Below are 16292 nucleotides of genomic sequence, written 5' to 3'. Positions count from 1 at the left end.
GGCTCAGCCCGGCAGCAGGTGGCGGGCCTCGTGCAGGTCGCGCCACAGGCCGTCGCCGCGGCTCTTCGCCTGCTTCTCCAGGTAGCGACGCAGCCTGCTGAGGTCGTCGGCGCTGTCCTTGGCCACGGTGCCGGCGAGGCACGCGGCCACGTCGGCGACGCCGCCGGACTCGCCGCGCAGGAACCAGCCGCGCAGGCCGACCGCGTGCGCCACCGAGACCGCCTCGGCCGTGCTCATGATCGCCGAAGGCCGGTCTACCGGGGTGCCGTCGGCGGTCACGCCCGTACGCAGGTCGCGGAACGCCCCGACCAGGACCTCGAGCACGTCCAGGCGCGGCGGCGCGGTGACGCCCGAGGCCTGCAGCAGGCGTTCGACCTCCTGCTCGACCAGCGCGAGCTCGGTCTCGAAGTCCGGGATGGGGAAGACGGTCTCGAAGTTGAAGCGCCGCTTGAGCGCCGCGCTCATCTCGTTGACGCCGCGGTCGCGGGAGTTGGCCGTGGCGATGACGTTGAAGCCCGCCCGGGCGAACACCGTCCCGGCGGCACCGAGCTCGGGCACGACCAGGGCGCGCTCGGACAGCGGGGAGAGCAGTGTGTCCTGCACCTCGAGCGCGCAGCGGGTGATCTCCTCGAACCGCACGATCAGCCCCTCGGCCATGCCGCGCAGCAGCGGCGCGGGCACGAGGGCGCGCTCGCTCGGGCCTTCGGCGACGAGCAGGGCGTAGTTCCAGGAGTACTTGATCTGGTCCTCGGTGGTGGCCGCGCCGCCCTGGATGGTGAGGGTGGAGGTGCCGCAGACCGCCGCCGCGATCAGCTCGCTGAGTAGGGACTTGGCCGTGCCCGGCTCACCGACGAGCATCAGACCTCTGCTGGTGGCGAGGCTGACCAGGGCGCGGTCCACCAGCGCCGGATCGCCGACGAACTTGCGGCTGATCCCGAGGCTCTCGTCACCGATCACGAAGGCGCGCACGGCTTGCAGGCTCAGCCGCCAGCCAGGGGGACGGTGGCCGCCGTCGCTGTCGGCGAGCCGGGCGAGCTCGTCGGCGTGGCGGATCTCCGCGGGCGGCCGCTGGAGCTCGCCGACTGCGCCGGCCACCGCGGGCGCGGTGGTGTCGGGTGCGCCGGCGTCGGGCGCGGCGGGTTCGTTCCGCATCAGGGTTCTCCATCGACGAGTCGGTTCAGGTCGCCGATGAGTTCGGAGACGGTGATCGGGTCGAGATCGTGCAGGGGCGACGGCGGCAGGCTCCGGCCGGAACCGTCGACGTGCGGGGCTTCCAGGATGCTGACGGAGTCGACGCGCGACCGGGCCTCCGGGCCCGCGGTGTACTGGAAGTCCGGCTTGAGTGCGAGCGCGAGCCATCTGCCGTCCGGCGTGGGGCGCAAGAGGCACTCCCGCGGACCGTATCCGTACGACCTTTCTCGCTGCCAGCCGCGTTCGAGCAGTTCACGCATCCTCTCACCGAGGACCAGCGCCTCCTGGTATCGGGTGAACGGCGCTCCGGTCCGCTCCGCGCCGACCAGACCGTAGACGGGCCGGCCGAGCTGCGGGAAGGGTTGGATGATTTCGTAGTCTGCGAACAGTTCGGCCCACGCGCCGAGATCCGCGCCAAGCCGGGCCGCGTGCGCGATGCGGACGGTGGCCTGCTGTGGGAGCTCGTACGTGCGGTCCTCGACGTCTGCGAAGGCGCCGTCCTCCGCTATGCGGAACGCCGTGCCGGGACCGGAATCCTCGCTCAGCCAGACCAGGCCGCGTGCCATCGTTCCGACCAGCGGGTGCGTGAGCAGGGTACGGAGCTCCGACGTGCTGAAGGCACGGCTCATCGACATCGCCGACTCCAGCCGCTCGGCCGCGTGGGTGCGCACCAGCTTGGCGTCGTCGATCAGGCTGCTGAGCCGTTCTCGGGCGGTCTCGGCGAGTTCCGGGTCGTCCTGGCCGGGCTTCGGCTGCGGGAGCGTCGCGTACGTCGCGCCCTGTTCGTCGGCGAGCGAGTAGCCGCCGAGTTCGTCGAGCTCCACCCGGAACCGGCGCGGGCCGTAATCGAGCCAAGTGCCCTGCTGCGCATCAAGGCCCAGGTCGGGGATCAGGCGGTCGACGAACTGAGCGGGCGTCATGCCGCGGGCCGCCGCGAGGTGGCCCACCTTCTCCCCGGCCCGCTCGCGTAGCGACCGCCCGGTCGTGGTCCTTGATATCCGGTAGAGGTGCAGCATCGCCTGATCGGTGCCGAAGTCGTCGAGCACTTCGAGCCCGAGCGTCGCACGGTGGTTGCCGTTCTCACGCGGCCAGCCGCTGATCAGCGAGACGAGGTGGCGCACGGTCGACGCGTCACCCAGAAAGCCTTGGGCGTAGAGGATCCAGGACTCTTTGGGCACGTAATCCCGCGCGCGCCACGCGGCGAACAGCGCACGGCCGAAGCCGCAGAGCGAGACCGGATCGGCCAGCTCGACGACCGTCTCAAGGCCCGCATACGGCTCGCCCGGCCTGGAGAGCATGAGCATGGTCAGCACATGCCGCACGGACTCCTCCGGCAGAGCCTCCTTCCGGCCGCGCAGCAGGATCTGCGGCAGGTGGGCCTCGCTCAGCCAGTCGGCGAGCTTCGGTGCCCGAGCGGGGATGAGCTCGAGCGGGTCCGCCTCGACGACGGACTTGACCTCTACCGCCGCCGACGCGCCGTATTCGCGCTCGGCGATGCTCGCGACCTCGACGCCGACCTTGGGCTCGGCGAGGTAGCGCAGCGCGTCCTCCGCGAGCGGACGCAACTGCTTGTCGGTGCCGAGCGCGTCCGGGATGAGCAGGACCGCGGCATCGGCACCGTGGCGGGCGAGCCACGCCCGGGCCGGCGGACGGCCGCCGTCGAGCCGCTGCAACCACTGCGCCATCAGCCGGGCCACCCGCAGCTCCACGATCGGCTGCAGCACCGCGCCGCGGTGAACCAGGCTTCGATCGCTGCCCTGGTAGAGGATCGGCTCGATCGCGTCGGTGCCGAAGCGCACGAGCAGCGGGCCGAACGCGTAGACCTGATCCGACTGTCCGAAACCGGAGCGCAGGAAGGACAGTGCTCGGCGTGCCTCTGCCTCAGGTGCATGCAGCAGGGCGCCGCGCGCGTCGTGGTCCCAGCGGGTCAAGCCCCGGGCCTCGATCTCTTTGAGGATCGGCTCCCAGTCGGACTCGAAGGTCTTCGGCCTGCCGTGGTCGAAGGTCTCGCGCTCGCCCGGCAGCCAGTCGATCCGGCAGATCTCAGGGGCCTGTAACGCATCGGGCGCCGGTTCGACCGGCCCGGCCGCCGATCCGCGGGCCGGCCGGGGCCTCGGGCGCTTGCGCGTCCACGGCGGATTCACGAGTAGCTCGGGCAGCGTCTCGACGGGTGCGGCGGGCCGGCCGGCGGCCAGCGCGCGCAGCTCGTCCACCAGCGCTCGCTCCGCCTCGGTGAGCGTGGGCCGGACACTCGGGACGAGGTCCGCGTGCCGGGCCAGGTGGCCGACGAGGAGGTTGCGCGCGAGGAGCGCGTTCTCGGCAGCCTCCGCGGCGCACGCGGCCCCGGCCAGCAGGCGCGTTGCGCGACGCGGAAAGCGCTCGGCCGCCTGCGCGGCCGCGGTCGAGACGTGCTTCATGGTCAGCCGCTGCGTCATGACGGCGAAGGCTTCGTCTCCCGGTATCCGGGCCAGCACGTCGAGCGCGGCGCGGCGCACGGCCGCGTCCGCCCATCTGTTGTCCAGCACGGGTGGGAAGAGCTCCACCGCCGCCGGGCCGAGCGAGATCGCGAGCGTGGCCAGGAGGCCGAGGTCGACGTGGCCCATCTGAAGCACCTTGCGCTTGCGCAGGGCTTGCCATTCCTCGACACCGCCGACCGAGCACTGCAGAAGCACGACCAGCGGCCGCCATTGCTCTACCTGTGTCCTGATCTTCCCGCCCTCGGCACAGGCCTGCGCCACCCACGCCGCCTCGGTCGGCGCGAGGTACGCCGCCAGGACCCTGTCACGCAACTCCGATCGATGTGCTGCGAGCACTTCGACGGCCTGCGCGTACGCGGGCTCGGACGCCGCCGCGAGGTACCCGCGCAGGCACCGGAACAGCTCGAGCTGCATGCCGCGCAGACCGGCGTAGCTCGACACGGCGAGCCGTGGCTCCGAGCGGTAGTAGGGACTGGTCAGCTCGATCCGACCGGCTGCGAGCGTGGCCTCCACCGCGAACGGCAGGCCGTGGGCCGTGATCCAGGCATCGAGGTGCGCCCGGAGATCGGTGCCGGATATGGTTTTGGCCGCCAGGGCAGCCGCCGCGGCTCCGGCCGGCGACGTCTTACCGGCCAATTGAGCCTTGAACGCCTCGGTCAGCTCCGGAGCGGTGCGGGAGTTCTCGATCAACTCCGTGGACGCCGCGGCCACCTGCGCGTGCAGCTCTTCGAGTGGTCCCGTCGCGCCGGTGTGCGCGGGCAGCTCGATCGCCGACGCCTGCGATCCGCCCCGCCGGGGATGCAGGACCCGCATCCACTCGGCCGGGATGACCAGCTCCTCCTCCGCCCCCGAGACAGCCGTGCTCACCTGCACCTTCTCCCCCTCCTCAGCACTCGATCCCCACCCTCTCCGGAGGGGATGAGGCCATCTTAAGGAGATCCACTGACAGAAATCGCGGCCGCCGGAACAGCGTTCTCGGACGCATCGAAGCGACCGGCGCGACGGCGCCGGCTAAGTCGCAGCGCCGAGGTCGAGTTCGACGGTCAGGCCGCCGCCTGGAGTGTCGCGCAGGGCTGCGTCGCCGCCGTTCGCCGCGGCCAGCCGCTGCACGATGGCCAGTCCGAGGCCGTGGCCGCGCGGCTCGGGGTGGCCGTAACGGTGGAACGCGGCACGCTTGCGCTCCTCGCTGAGTCCTGGGCCGTCGTCGACCACGTGCACGATGGCGCGGCCGGCGCGGCGCAGCACTTCGACGCTCACGTGGCCGGATTCGTCGACGGCTTCGAGCGCGTTGGCCACGAGGTTGTCGAGCATCTGCTCCAGATCGCCGGAGCCGAGGGCGGCGGTGACGGGCTCGGTCCGCGCGCGCAGCGTGACGGCTCGCTCGGCCGCGACCGGCTCCCAGGCGGCCACTCGTTCGTCGACGACCTCGTCGATACGCACTGGCTTCCGCTGCGGGACGGCGGCCTCCGCGCGGGCGACCGCGAGCAGGCCGTCGACGAGGCGGGAAAGCCGGGCGACCTCCTCTTGGGCACCGGCGAACTCGGCCGCCGCGTCCTCGTCGGAGACGTTTGCGGCCAGCAGATCCAGGCGCAGCCGCAGCGCCGTCAACGGCGTCCGCAGCTGGTGGGAGACGTCGGCGAGCCAGGAGCGGTGGCCACCTACCAGGGTCTCGATCCGCTCGGCCATCCAATCGAAGGTCTCAGCGAGCTGTCGTACTTGCCCCGGGCCGGTCTGCGCGTCCGCGCGCACGCTCAGATCGCCGGCGCCGAGCCGGGATGCGGCCACGCCCAGCCCTTCGAGCGGGCCGGTGATCCAGCGGGCCAGCCGGACCGACAGGATCGCCGCGAGCGCCAGCACTCCTATACCGGTGATGGCGAGCCAGCCCCACATGGCGGTAACGCGGTCGTCGGTGGGGTCCATCGTTCGGGCGAAGACGACCGCGCCACTCAATCGGCCCTCGTCACCCACCGGCGCGCCGACGAGCAGCCACTGACCTTTCTGCGCGGTGAGGTCTTCGTCGGGATTGTCACCGCGATCTCCGCTGAGTACGCGACGGGCCAGGGCATCGGAGACTGCGCGGAAGTCGTGTGAGCATTTGCTGGCGGCCGTCACGGACCCGTCGGACGTGTAGACGATGGCGCAGTCGCCGCTTTGGGCGGGCTGGTCCAGCGCGGCGAGCATCGGGGTTCTCGAGTGATGGTCGGACAAATACTCTTCCGCGGTGTTCGCCACGGTCCGCGCGGCGGAATCGGCGTCGAAGCGGAAGTTGGTGCGCTCGTTGTGCGCGATCGACACGCCGAGCGGTACGACGGCGAGCACGATCAGGGCACTGAGCAGGGCGAGGAACGTGCCGGCGATGCGCCTGATCACGGCGTGCAGTCCGGGTCGACCTCGCCGAGGCGGAAGCCGCGACCGTAGACCGTCTCGATCAGCCCGGCTATGCCCAGCTTGCGACGCAGCGCCGCGACGTGGACGTCGAGGACCTTGGTCGGGCCGTACCAGTGCGCATCCCAGATCCTTTCCAGCAGCTCCTGCCGCGTGACCACCCGGCCGGGGTCCGCGGACAGGCACTCGAGAATCTCGAACTCCCGCGGCGTCAGCGCGACCTCGCTTCCGTGCATGGTGACCTTGCGGGTCCGCGAGTCCACCGAGAGCGGGCCGTGCTGGACCGCGCTGGGCGCGGCGGGCTGGACACGGCGAAGGACGGCCCGGATGCGGGCGAGCAGTTCGGCCAGGCCGAAGGGCTTGACCAAGTAGTCGTCGGCACCTTCGTCGAGCGCGGCGACTCGGTCATGTTCTTCGCCGCGCGCTGTGACCACGATGATTGCCGTGTTGCCACGGCCAGCCAGCGCGCGGCACACATCCACACCGTCGCAGTCGGGCAGGCCGAGGTCGAGCAGGACGACGTCGGTGGGCCCGGCGGCCAGAGCCTGCGCTCCGGTGCCGACGACGCGAGCGACGTATCCGGCCCGCTCGAGGCCGCGCACCAAGGAACCGCCGATGCCAGGATCGTCCTCCACGACCAGCACGGTCGTCGGCCCGCCGGCAGTCGCCGCGCCTCCGGCGGGCCCGCCCCTGATCGCGGCCCCGCTCCTGGTCGTGCCTTCTGCCATGCTCGCGACTGTATAGCGTCCGCCGGCGCCTCAACTCACGGGCTTCACCCACGGCTCGCGCGAGTCGAGCTGGCGCGACGTGAACACGCTGGCGCCGAGCAGCAGCAGGAGCGCGACCAGAAGGCTCACGCTCGGATGGCTGTGCCGGACTGCGAGCGCGCCGATCAACGCGCCGACGAACATGGTCAGCACGGACAGCAACCGTCGTCCGGTCTTGCCGCCCTGCCCGCCGGCCGCGCGGCTGTCCGCGCTGGCGCCGGTGATGGTCATGGTCAGCACGGTCGTGGTCAGGTCGGGCACCGCGAGTGCGCGGGCGGACGCGTTCTGCACGCCCATGGCCAGCCCGAGCAGGCAGATCAGCGCGTAGCGGCTGCCCGCCGAGGTGGCCGGGTGGGTGCTCCCGGCCACCGCGTACGCGACAGCGATCAGCACCATCTCTATCGTCAGCGCGAAGTGGACCAACCGCCCGCGGTGCTCGCGCCGCTCCGACGCGACCCGGCCCCCGATCAGCGCGCCGGCCGCGAAGGCGGCGAGAGCGGTGACCGAGGCGGGCAGCGAGAACCCGCCGGTACCGGCGAGCGCGAAGCCGCAGAAGACGACGTTGCCGGTCATGTTCGCGACGAAGACGTGGCCGAGCACCAGGTAGCTGTAGGCGTCGACGAACCCGGTGATCAGGGTGAGCAGGAGCAGCAGCGGAGCGAGCGGGCCGTGCCGCTCGCCGCGTTCCGGGACGACGGTGTGCCAGGCCCCGAGGAAGACTTCGGACATACCGCCTGACTCTAGAGGCTGTCCGGCGGCGGGTGCCCGGCGCACGCCCACCCACTCGGGGCGAGGATGGAGATGGTCAGGCGACGAGCAACCGCAGGCCGAGCTCGGCTGCGTCGAGGGCGAGGAGCTCGCGGTTGCGCTCGGACCACCGGCCGGTGGCGAGGTCGTCGCGCAGGCCTTCTACCGCTCTCCGTTCGGCCAGCGGCCCGACCCGGGTCCACACCGACATCGCGCGGCGTACGTGTTCTTCCAGGTATGCCTCGGGCCGGCGCCAGTAGGCCTCGAAGAACCCGTCGGCGCAGTCCCACGGGATCAGCACCGGCTCGATCCGCGCACCGATCGACCCGGCCAGTTCCTCGACCGAGGGCCGCCCTTCGACCAGCTCCGAGACCTCGGGCAGGTAGTCGCGGCTCAACCAGAAGCGATGCCGCCATGCGGTGTCGCTGCCGTCGTGGGTGAACACCACCACGCGCCGCGCCACCCGCCGCATCTCGCGCAGTCCGGCGATCGGGTCCTGCCAGTGGTGGACGGTGCTGAAGGCCATCGCCGCGTCGAAGGACTGATCCTCGAACGGGAGCCGCTCCGCCGCCGCGGCCACGCACAGCGCCGCGCCCGCCGGACGCTGTGCTCGCATGACCGCGGACGGCTCGACCGCCGTGACGTCGCGGCCGACCGGCTCGTAGGAACCAGTGCCGGCGCCGATGTTCAGCACCGTGCGCGCGTCTCCGAGCGCGTCCCAGACCTTTGCCGCGATCCGCGGTTCGGTGCGCCGCGTCGCCGGATAGGCGGATCCGATGGTCTCGTACAGCTGCGCGCCGAACGGCTTCAGCTGCTCCTCCGGCGTCGTCTTGATCCCCATTGCCCGTGCCTCCAGTTCTCGGTCTATGGCCGTCACCATGGCGGCGGCGCGGTCGCGCTGTTCCAGCAGCAGGCCGCGCAGCCGGCGCAGGCGCGCGACCGCGTCGGCGGCCGGGTCGTCCACGAGGTCTGCGATCTCGCGCAATCCGAAGCCCAGTCGCCGAAATGCCAGCACCTCCCGAAGCCGCTCCACATCCTCCGCCGAGTAGGCCCGGTAGCCGCCCGCGGTCCGCGCGGACGGTTGGACGAGGCCGATCTCGTCGTAGTGATGCAAGGTTCGAACGGTCACGTCGGCCAGTTCGGCGACCCGTCCCACGGTCAGGTGCTCTTCCACGCTCCCGACTATCCGGCATCACGTCACGTGAGGGTCAACCCGCATACGACGATTCAGCCCCGCCGGGCACGCCGACGGGGCTGAATCCTTCGTTGCCAGGCCGCGGTCAGCAGCCGTTCAGTCCAGCCCAGGCAACGACCGAGACGTTGGCCGTGTACGAGCTGTTGGCGCCGTTGAACGTGAAGGAGCGGTTGTTGACGTAGCTGCAGGAGCTGCCTTCCTCCACGTTCGTCCAGGTTCCGTTGAGGTCGAACTTGTACTGCAACGTGCTGCCGGACACGGCGGGGACGATGATCTGCCACTGGTTCGTGCCGATCTTCGTCATCGGGTACAGCCCGGCGGACCAGTCGTTCGCCGAGGACATGCCGATGCCGAGTGCGGAGAAGTTGCCGGAGATGTACACCTCGTCGCCGGACGGGGTGGTGGAGGGGACGGTGACGTCGATGACGGCCTGGGCGTTGCCGCAGGTACTCGGGCCAGCCCAGTTGAGTACCGTGTCGTTCTCGGTGCCGCTCACGGTCACGGACCGGTTGGCGACGTAGCCGCAGGTGGCCGTTTCCTCGACGTTGTTCCAGTCGCCGCCGAGGTCGTACTTGTACTGCAGGCTCGCCGCGCCGCTCGCGGTAACGGTGGCGGTGTAGTGAGTGTCGTCGATCTTTGTCATGGCCACGCCGGTCGCGGCCCAGTCGGTCCCGCCCTGGCCGAGGACGGAGAAGTCGCCGTCCAGGTAGACGGTGTCGCCGGATGCGGCCGTGTTCACCGGGACGGTGACATTGAACGTCTCGGTGTAGCCGACCGAGGTCTTGGCGGACACGCTCGAGGACGCAGCCGAGACGTCGCCATCGGTGTCATAAGCCTTGACCGTGTACGTGTACGTGGTTGCCGGGCTGAGGCCGGTGTCTGTATATGAGGTCGAAGTCGTCGTGCCGACCTGCGTTCCGTTGCGCAGCACGTAGTAACCCGCGACGGCGTAGCTGCCGCTGGTGGTCGCCGCAGCCCAGGTCAGCGGGACGGTAGTAGTGGTGACGGTGCCGACGGTCAGGCCGGTCGGCGCGTTGGGCGCTACTCCGGCCGCGTTCGTGGTGGCGCTGACCGACGAGCTCGCCGCGGAGGTCCCGGCGGAGTTGTACGCCTCGACCGTGTACGTGTACGAAGTCGCGGCGGTCAGGCCGGTGTCGGTGTAAGAGGTCGAGGTCGTCGTGCCGACCTGGGTGCCGTTGCGCAGCACCTTGTAGCCGGTCGCGCCGCTCGAGGCGGTCCAGGACAGCGAGACAGTGCTCGAACTCTTGGCGGTGACGGCCAGGCCGGTCGGCGCCGCGGGGACGGAGACCGGGCAGGTGCTGAACGTCTGGCAGACGATGGCCGGGGTGTCGATGTCGCTGCCGTGCGAGATGTCGTCGGCGAGGCGCACGTACTGGGCCATCGACCACATCAGCGGATCGGCCGAGTTGTCCGGCTGGCCGAGGGTCCAGCCGGTGCCGGAGGCGGTGGCCGCGGTGGAGCCGCCCCAGACCTGCTCGGGGATCTGGCCGTCGGCCTCCGCGGAGGCCTGCATGATGCCCAGCTGGGTCTCGGCGGCGGAGACGCTGCCGTCGGTGACGTCGTACTCGCCGCGCTCGCCGTTGAAGACGGGCCACAGGTTGCCCACGCCGGCGCCGGTGTAGTCGGCTCCGGTGGAGGTCTCACCGTAGCCGTCGTGGTTGTAGCGGTGGTACATCACGCCCTGCGGAGTCGTGACGCCGATGGTGGAGTCGACCACGGACAGGGAGTTGGTGATGTCGGTGGCCGAGGCGGACTTGATGCCCAGGCGCACCAGCTCGAGGAATCCGGCGTCGACGACCGCGCGCTGGTCGTAGCTGCCGCCGCCGTTGGAGATGCTGATCGTGTTGGAGTCGTTCGGTGTGCCGTTGGGGGCGATGCGGATGAAGTACGAGCCGCTGCCGAGCGATCCGCTGGTGGTGTAGGTCCAGCCGTCCACGTTCGACGCCCAGGTCTTCGCAGTGCTCAGATATGTCGCGGCATCCGTGCTGTCACCTTGGCTGGTGGCCAGGGAGTAGGCGCACACCAGGCCGGCGATCTCGGCGGCTACCGTCGAGGGCGAATATCCGCCGTTCTCCTCCCACCGCTCCTGGCCGGTGTACGGGCCGTTGGCGACGATGTAGTTGGCCTCGGTCTTGAGCGTGGCCCAGTCGGTGGAGCTGGTGTCGCCGAGCTGGTAGGCGAGGATGATCGGGTCGGCCGACTCGTCCATCTGCTGGCCGCCCCACTCCTGGTTGCCGTTGAGCCAGGTGTTCTGCTTGGCTTCGCCGCTGGATTCGATCTCGTACTTGAGGATGTAGGAGAGCGCGGCCTGGGCGTCGGTGGAGTCGCCGGCCGCCAGCAGCGCGGTGGCCATCTCGTACTCGTCCCGGGTCCAGACCAGGTGGTAGCCGTGGTTTCCGGCCCCCGCGGCGCTGGTCGAGGCGCCCCACGGGTCGGTGGGCGAGGCGACGAAGCCGCCGACGTACGTCTTGTCCTCGTCCGCCTTCAGCTCCATCAGCGAGACGTAGTACTGGTTGAGCAGGGCGGCGCTGCCGGTGCCGCCGGAAGAGGCCGGCTCGACCGAGGCGGGCGGCGCGTTGAGACCGGCCAGCCAGCTGTGCCAGCCCGACTCGAAGCTGCTCTCCAGCGAGCTGAAGCCGCTGCCGAGCGCGGTGGAGGCGTCGCTGATCGCGGCGGACTCGCTGGTGTCGAAGGCCAGCGCGAGGGTGAAGGTGGTCGAGCCGGTGGAGCCGACCGGGATCTGCGCGGTCTGGTCGAGGTGGCCGCTGCTGGAGACACCGGAATAGGTGGTGGCGATCCCGTACCCTGACGTCAGTTCACTGACGCCCGAGCTGCTGGTGCCGACGTACCCGGTGCTGGAGGTCGAGAAGCCGGAGCTGGCGGCGAGGGCGCTGGCCACGGGGCCGTTGACGGCTTCGAGGTCGCCGCTGGCGGTGTCGGTGCCGCCGGTGTTGCCGTCGCCCTGGTCGTCCAGGTAGGGCTGGTAGTCGGCGTAGAGGTAGAGCGGGCTTGAGGTGTTGTTGGTGAACGTCGTCTGGATCAGGATGACGCTCGCGTTCGGGTCCGCGATGTAGGTCTTGGTGATGGTGAAGGCGCCGTTGGTCGCGGTGTTCGTCTGCTGCCACGTCAGCGAGGTGGCGTCGGCCAGCGTGACGGCGTGGGTGGTGTTGGAGACCTCTGAGTCGGTGAAGCTCGAGCCGTTGCTGACGTAGTACTGCAGCCCGTAGGTGTCGGGCTCGTCGTCTTCGGGGTAGAAGGCGTTCTCGAGTTCGCCGTTGCCGATGGTGTAAGACACCTTCGACGCGGAGCTGGTGGAGTCGGCGAAGCCCTGGACCCCGCCGCTCTCGTTCCAGTACGGGGTGGATCCGGGGCCGCCGGACGCGCTGGCCGCGAGGGCGGTGGCGGTGACGGCGGTGAGCAGTCCGGCGGTGAGCGCCAGGACGCAGGATACGGATGTCAGGGATCTGGTTCGGCGGTGCCTGCGGGGTGCCGAGGCCATCGTGCGTTCTCCTTCGAACGAAGAGGGACCGACGGGTCGCGTCAACCCCGTCGCGCGCGGGCTGGGTGGGAGTCCCGCGTCGACGGCCGCCTGGTTGGTTGTGCGACCGAACAAAATTGGTGAGCGGTGCGTAACGTAACAGACAACGAAGGCCTTCGCTAGGCCTTCCGGGTGGGGATTATGAGCGAATCCCTTCGTAGATCAGCGCACGTGGCGCAAGTGATTGTTGGACCAACATCCAAAACCGGTCGGCCCGGGACCACTCACCCGGACGGTCCCGTACCCGCGCGCGGGGCGCGCGGCGCGGGCTTGGATGGGAGGGAAGTCGAGGAAGGGAGTGACCATGAGAGCGCTCCGGCGCTCCGGCCCGGCCGGCCGCGGCCTCCGCGCGGCGCTGTTCGCGCTGGTCACGCTGGCGGGCTGCACCGTCGCCCGGCCCGCCGCGGCCTCGACCGGCGCTGTGGAGAATCCCGCCCCGGACGGCGGCCCGATGGTCTTCAGCGCGACGGCGACGCTCGAGGCGGGCGTGGTCTTCGACGCGCTCGGCGATCACGTGCACCTCGGCATCTGCTCCGGCCGCGACCCGGTCGGCATGTTCGCCTCCTTCACCGCGTACCTGGTCGAGGTCCCGACGCCGCTGCTGGGCGGGAACGTCGAATGCGGCAAGCACATCGCCATCACCAACACCGCAGGTCGGACCGTGAGCGCCACGATCGTCGGCTCCTGCGGCTCGTGCTCCGGCGGCGACCTGGCCCTGAGCCCGGCCCTTTTCGCCCGGCTGATCAGCATGGATCAGCACGACACGACGATCCCGGTGACGTGGAAGTTCGCCGACTAGCCGCGGCGCGGATCCGGTTCCGGAACCAGGCCCTGAGCTCGGCTACGGCGCCAGGCCGGTTTCGGGAGAACGCGGCGTGAGGCAGTAGATGCCGCCCGCGGGATCGCGCATCACGGTCCAATACCGGCCCTCGCACACGAACCGCGCGCCCAATTCCTCATGCCATGCCCGGACCGCCGCGATGTCCGAGCAGGCGACGTCGATGTGCGCGCAGGCCGGTCCGGGGTCGTCGCAGCGCTGAATAAGAACCCTGACCGGGAAGTGAGCGGGAGTGCGCAGCCGGCCGAACTCGGGATCCCCGACCGGCCCGGCGTCCCAACCGGTGAGCTCGGACCAGAAGTCTGATTCCCCGTCGAACACCTCCGGCGCGAGGTCGAGACAGATCTGGTCCACCCGGGTGAGCGCGCCGGACGGGGTGGTGACGGCCGGGGGCCACTGGGACTGACCGTCCCAGTCGGTCAGGCAGAACGGCTGGCCGGCCGGAGAGCGCAGCACCGACAGGCCCTCCTCGGCGAGCACGCGCGTGGCGCCGAGGGCGACCGCCCGGTCCGTCGTCTCGGCCAGGTGCGCGACCTCGAAGTCCAGGTGCGCGCCGCCGCCCTCGAACACGCCCTGGAGTTTGAGGTAGGCGTCGCCGCGCGGCGGCAGGAGGGTCGCGAACTGCTCGTGCCCGCCCCGCCTCGGCGAGAGCGTCGTGCCGGACACGCGCGTCCAGAACCGGGCCGCCTCGGCGAAGGCGTCCAGCGGCCGATCGATGAAGGCCCACACCCAGCGGACGTCGGACACACGCGCAGCAGCCATACCGCGACCCTAACGCAGCCGAGACCTCTTTTCATCAAACTTTTGTTCTCGAAGTGAGTCCGAACCCGTACACTCTTGTCGCCATGGAGAAGCTCGACATCGCGATCCGTCCGGCCGGGCGCGCCGACGTGCCGGAGGCCGCGCGGATGCTGGCCCGGGCCTTCCTCGACGATCCGGCGTTCACCTACCAGCTGCCGCACCAGCCCTCCCGGGAGCGGCGGCTGCAGCGCTATTTCAGAACACTGCTTCGCCGCGAGGCGCTGCCGCTCGAGGCGACGGAGCTGGCCCTCATCGAAGACCGGATCGTGGGCGCGACGATCTGGAAGCCGCCGGGCGCCTGGCAGCCCTCCGCCACGGTGCAGATCGCCGCGCTGCCGGGCTACATCACCTGTTTCCGGGCCCGTTCGCTGCGCGCCCTGCACACCGAGTCGGTCATGTTCAAGGAGCATCCCCGGGACGATCACTGGTATCTGCACGTGATCGGCACCGATCCCGCCTGGCAGGGCAAGGGCGTCGGGGCCGCGCTGCTGCGCTCCCGGCTAGAGCGCTGCGATCGCGAGGGCCTGCCGGCGTATCTGGAGTCGAGCAAGCTCTCGAACGTGCCGCTCTACGAGCACTTCGGCTTCGAGGTGACCGGTGTGCTCGCCATGCCCGAAGCGGCGCCGCCGATCACCAAGATGTGGCGTCCGGGCAGACCTGGGGTGGGTCTAGACCCCGGTCGGTGAAGAGCGCTGCGCGCCGACCAGCTCACCTTCCAGCGCGGCCAGCTGCTCCGGGGTGCCCATGGAGCGCGGGCCGATGAACCACTTGCGCGCCGACAGTCCCCACCACAGCGCCGCGCCGCCGATCACCAGCAGGAAGGCGGGCAGGGTGTAGGGGAAATCGCCCCAGGTGAAGACGGGCTGCACCACGGGCAGGCAGAAGAGCACGTCCGCGAGCGCGACCCAGCCCACTGCGATCCAGCCGACCGTCTTCGACCAACGGCCCAGGTGCCAGGCGCCGCGCTCGAAGTCGTCACCCAGCCGCAGCCGGAGAAAGACAGGGATCGCATACGCGGTGTAGAGGCCGATCACGTTGACGGTCACCGCGGTGGCGAAGGCGACGGTGCTCCACAGCTGCAGGGCGCCGATCAGCAGCGCGCCGAGGCAGGAGAACCAGACGGCCACGCGCGGCGTGCGGCTCTCCAGGTCGACGCTGCTCATCAGCTTCGAGAGCCGGTGGTTGCGGCCGTCGTCGGTGCGGGCGAAGTCGCGGGAGAACGCGTAGACCATGCGCGAATTCGAGGCCAGACATCCGTTGACGCACACGAAGAGGGCCACGGCCAGGCCGAGGACGAGCAGCTTGCCGAAGGTGAACCCGAGCGCGTCCACGAAGATGTCGCCGACCGGGCTGTGCGTGCGGGTGCCCGCCGCCTCGCTCGCATAGTCCTGAATCGCCGAGGACAGCGCGTAGATGACGATGGCGCCGAGCACGGTCGCGGCCAGGATGGCCCGGACCATGCCGCGGGCGGCGGCCACACCCGGCTGCTTGGTCTCCTCGGACAGGTGCGCGCACGCGTCGTAGCCCACGAAGGTCTCGGCGCCGACCAGCAGGCCGAGGATCGAGACGTACCAGTTCCAGTGAAGGGTGGAACGGTTGACGAAGGTGGTCAGGACGAAGCCGGCGCTCTGGTGGTGCTCGGGCACGGCTAGCAACGCGATGATGATCACCAGGCTCAGTACCGTGTTCCACCAGATGCTCAGCGCGCCGAAAAAGCCGATGATCTTCCCGCCGAAGGAGCCGAGCACCGCCATCACGAGCAGCACCGCGACGTAGACGATGCCCTCCAGCGTCGGCGTGACGTTCCAGCCCCACTGCATGTCGCCGAACGCGCAGGCGAAGAAGGTGAACCCGTACGAGGACGCGGCCACACCCGCGACCAGGCCGACCACGTTGAACCAGCCGGTGAACCAGGCCCAGGCCGCGCTGTGGTGCCGGGCGAGCCGGGCGGACCAGTAATACAGGCCGCCGGAGGTGGGATAGGCCGAGGTCAGCTCGCCCATCGCCGCGCCGAGCGCGAGCACGAGCAGGCCGACGCCGAGCCAGCCCCAGAACACCACGGCCGGTCCGCCGTAGACCATGCCGATCAGGCCGTAGGTCAAAGACATGCCGCCGGTGACGCAGATGATCGAGTAGGCGACGCCGGCGTTGCGGAATCCGCTCAGACCGCGGCGAAGCAGCTGAGGATAGCCGAGGTTGCGCAGCTGCTCGGCGTCCGCGGCCTCCGCTTCCTCCGCTGCGACGAGGGCCGAAGCCTTGCCGGTGTCGATGCGGATCGGAGAGTTGCGCACGTGGACTCCAGAACGGGGAGAGGGGCTCGGAACACGGCGGT

At 70.4% G+C, this 16292-nt stretch carries 11 protein-coding genes; 2 read left to right on the top strand and 9 right to left on the bottom strand.

Annotation, left to right across the window (positions count from 1 at the left end):
* Positions 1-3 precede the first annotated feature (3 nt).
* The 7 genes from ACTRO_RS35825 to ACTRO_RS44390 form a co-directional block, all read right to left on the bottom strand.
* Complete coding sequence (locus ACTRO_RS35825) at positions 4-1152, bottom strand: ATP-binding protein (protein WP_084316779.1); 1149 nt, start codon at positions 1150-1152, stop codon at positions 4-6.
* Positions 1152-4535: a DUF4132 domain-containing protein gene (locus tag ACTRO_RS35820; RefSeq protein ID WP_157436624.1), complete on the bottom strand. Its 3384-nt coding sequence runs from the start codon at positions 4533-4535 to the stop codon at positions 1152-1154. Before ACTRO_RS35820 ends, ACTRO_RS35825 begins: the two co-directional genes overlap by 1 nt.
* A 144-nt stretch (positions 4536-4679) precedes the next feature.
* Positions 4680-6038 (bottom strand): sensor histidine kinase, encoded by a 1359-nt coding sequence (locus tag ACTRO_RS35815; RefSeq protein ID WP_051451907.1) that lies wholly within the window; start codon positions 6036-6038, stop codon positions 4680-4682.
* Entirely contained in the window at positions 6035-6781 is a 747-nt protein-coding gene (locus ACTRO_RS35810; RefSeq protein WP_084316778.1) for a response regulator transcription factor, read from the bottom strand. The genes ACTRO_RS35815 and ACTRO_RS35810 overlap by 4 nt, the downstream gene beginning before the upstream one ends.
* Positions 6782-6811: 30 nt before the next feature.
* Positions 6812-7549, bottom strand: coding sequence for a YoaK family protein (locus ACTRO_RS35805; RefSeq protein ID WP_034270364.1), 738 nt, complete (start codon positions 7547-7549; stop codon positions 6812-6814).
* A 76-nt stretch (positions 7550-7625) separates the two neighbouring features.
* Positions 7626-8741: a MerR family transcriptional regulator gene (locus tag ACTRO_RS35800; RefSeq protein ID WP_034270362.1), complete on the bottom strand. Its 1116-nt coding sequence runs from the start codon at positions 8739-8741 to the stop codon at positions 7626-7628.
* A 106-nt stretch (positions 8742-8847) separates the two neighbouring features.
* A complete protein-coding gene (locus ACTRO_RS44390; RefSeq protein ID WP_051451906.1) occupies positions 8848-12282 on the bottom strand; it encodes a glycoside hydrolase family 15 protein in 3435 nt (1144 codons plus the stop codon).
* Between the two features lie 343 nt (positions 12283-12625).
* On the opposite strand from ACTRO_RS44390, the gene ACTRO_RS35790 reads away from it, so the two are divergent.
* On the top strand, positions 12626-13120 hold the full coding sequence (locus tag ACTRO_RS35790) for an RlpA-like double-psi beta-barrel domain-containing protein (protein WP_034270360.1): 495 nt from the start codon (positions 12626-12628) through the stop codon (positions 13118-13120).
* Positions 13121-13162: 42 nt separating this feature from the next.
* Here the strand turns inward: ACTRO_RS35790 and ACTRO_RS35785 are convergent, their stop codons facing one another.
* Positions 13163-13921 carry a VOC family protein gene (locus tag ACTRO_RS35785; RefSeq protein ID WP_034270357.1) on the bottom strand — a complete coding sequence of 253 codons (759 nt, stop codon included), beginning with the start codon at positions 13919-13921 and terminating at the stop codon, positions 13163-13165.
* Between the two features lie 83 nt (positions 13922-14004).
* Here ACTRO_RS35785 and ACTRO_RS35780 point away from each other — a divergent pair, with 83 nt between their 5' ends.
* Positions 14005-14646, top strand: coding sequence for a GNAT family N-acetyltransferase (locus ACTRO_RS35780; protein ID WP_034270354.1), 642 nt, complete (start codon positions 14005-14007; stop codon positions 14644-14646).
* Here ACTRO_RS35780 and ACTRO_RS35775 read toward each other — a convergent pair.
* The gene (locus tag ACTRO_RS35775; protein WP_051451905.1) at positions 14629-16251 is read right to left on the bottom strand and encodes an amino acid permease; all 1623 of its coding nucleotides are present in this window, start codon (positions 16249-16251) and stop codon (positions 14629-14631) included. The genes ACTRO_RS35780 and ACTRO_RS35775 overlap by 18 nt on opposite strands.
* Positions 16252-16292 lie beyond the last annotated feature (41 nt).

This window comes from Actinospica robiniae DSM 44927, from assembly GCF_000504285.1.
Taxonomy (GTDB): domain Bacteria; phylum Actinomycetota; class Actinomycetes; order Streptomycetales; family Catenulisporaceae; genus Actinospica; species Actinospica robiniae.
The sequence above is the reverse complement of the archived record's forward strand: the minus strand, read 5'-3'. Positions and strand labels throughout refer to the sequence as shown.

Bases quoted from the DNA above. Each gene is read 5' to 3' on its own strand.
- ACTRO_RS35825 (WP_084316779.1), bottom strand. From the start codon at position 1,152: ATGCGGAACGAACCCGCCGCGCCCGACGCCGGCGCACCCGACACCACC.
- ACTRO_RS35810 (WP_084316778.1), bottom strand. From the start codon at position 6,781: ATGGCAGAAGGCACGACCAGGAGCGGGGCCGCGATCAGGGGCGGGCCC.
- ACTRO_RS35805 (WP_034270364.1), bottom strand. From the start codon at position 7,549: ATGTCCGAAGTCTTCCTCGGGGCCTGGCACACCGTCGTCCCGGAACGC.
- ACTRO_RS44390 (WP_051451906.1), bottom strand. From the start codon at position 12,282: ATGGCCTCGGCACCCCGCAGGCACCGCCGAACCAGATCCCTGACATCC.
- ACTRO_RS35790 (WP_034270360.1), top strand. From the start codon at position 12,626: ATGAGAGCGCTCCGGCGCTCCGGCCCGGCCGGCCGCGGCCTCCGCGCG.
- ACTRO_RS35785 (WP_034270357.1), bottom strand. From the start codon at position 13,921: ATGGCTGCTGCGCGTGTGTCCGACGTCCGCTGGGTGTGGGCCTTCATC.
- ACTRO_RS35780 (WP_034270354.1), top strand. From the start codon at position 14,005: ATGGAGAAGCTCGACATCGCGATCCGTCCGGCCGGGCGCGCCGACGTG.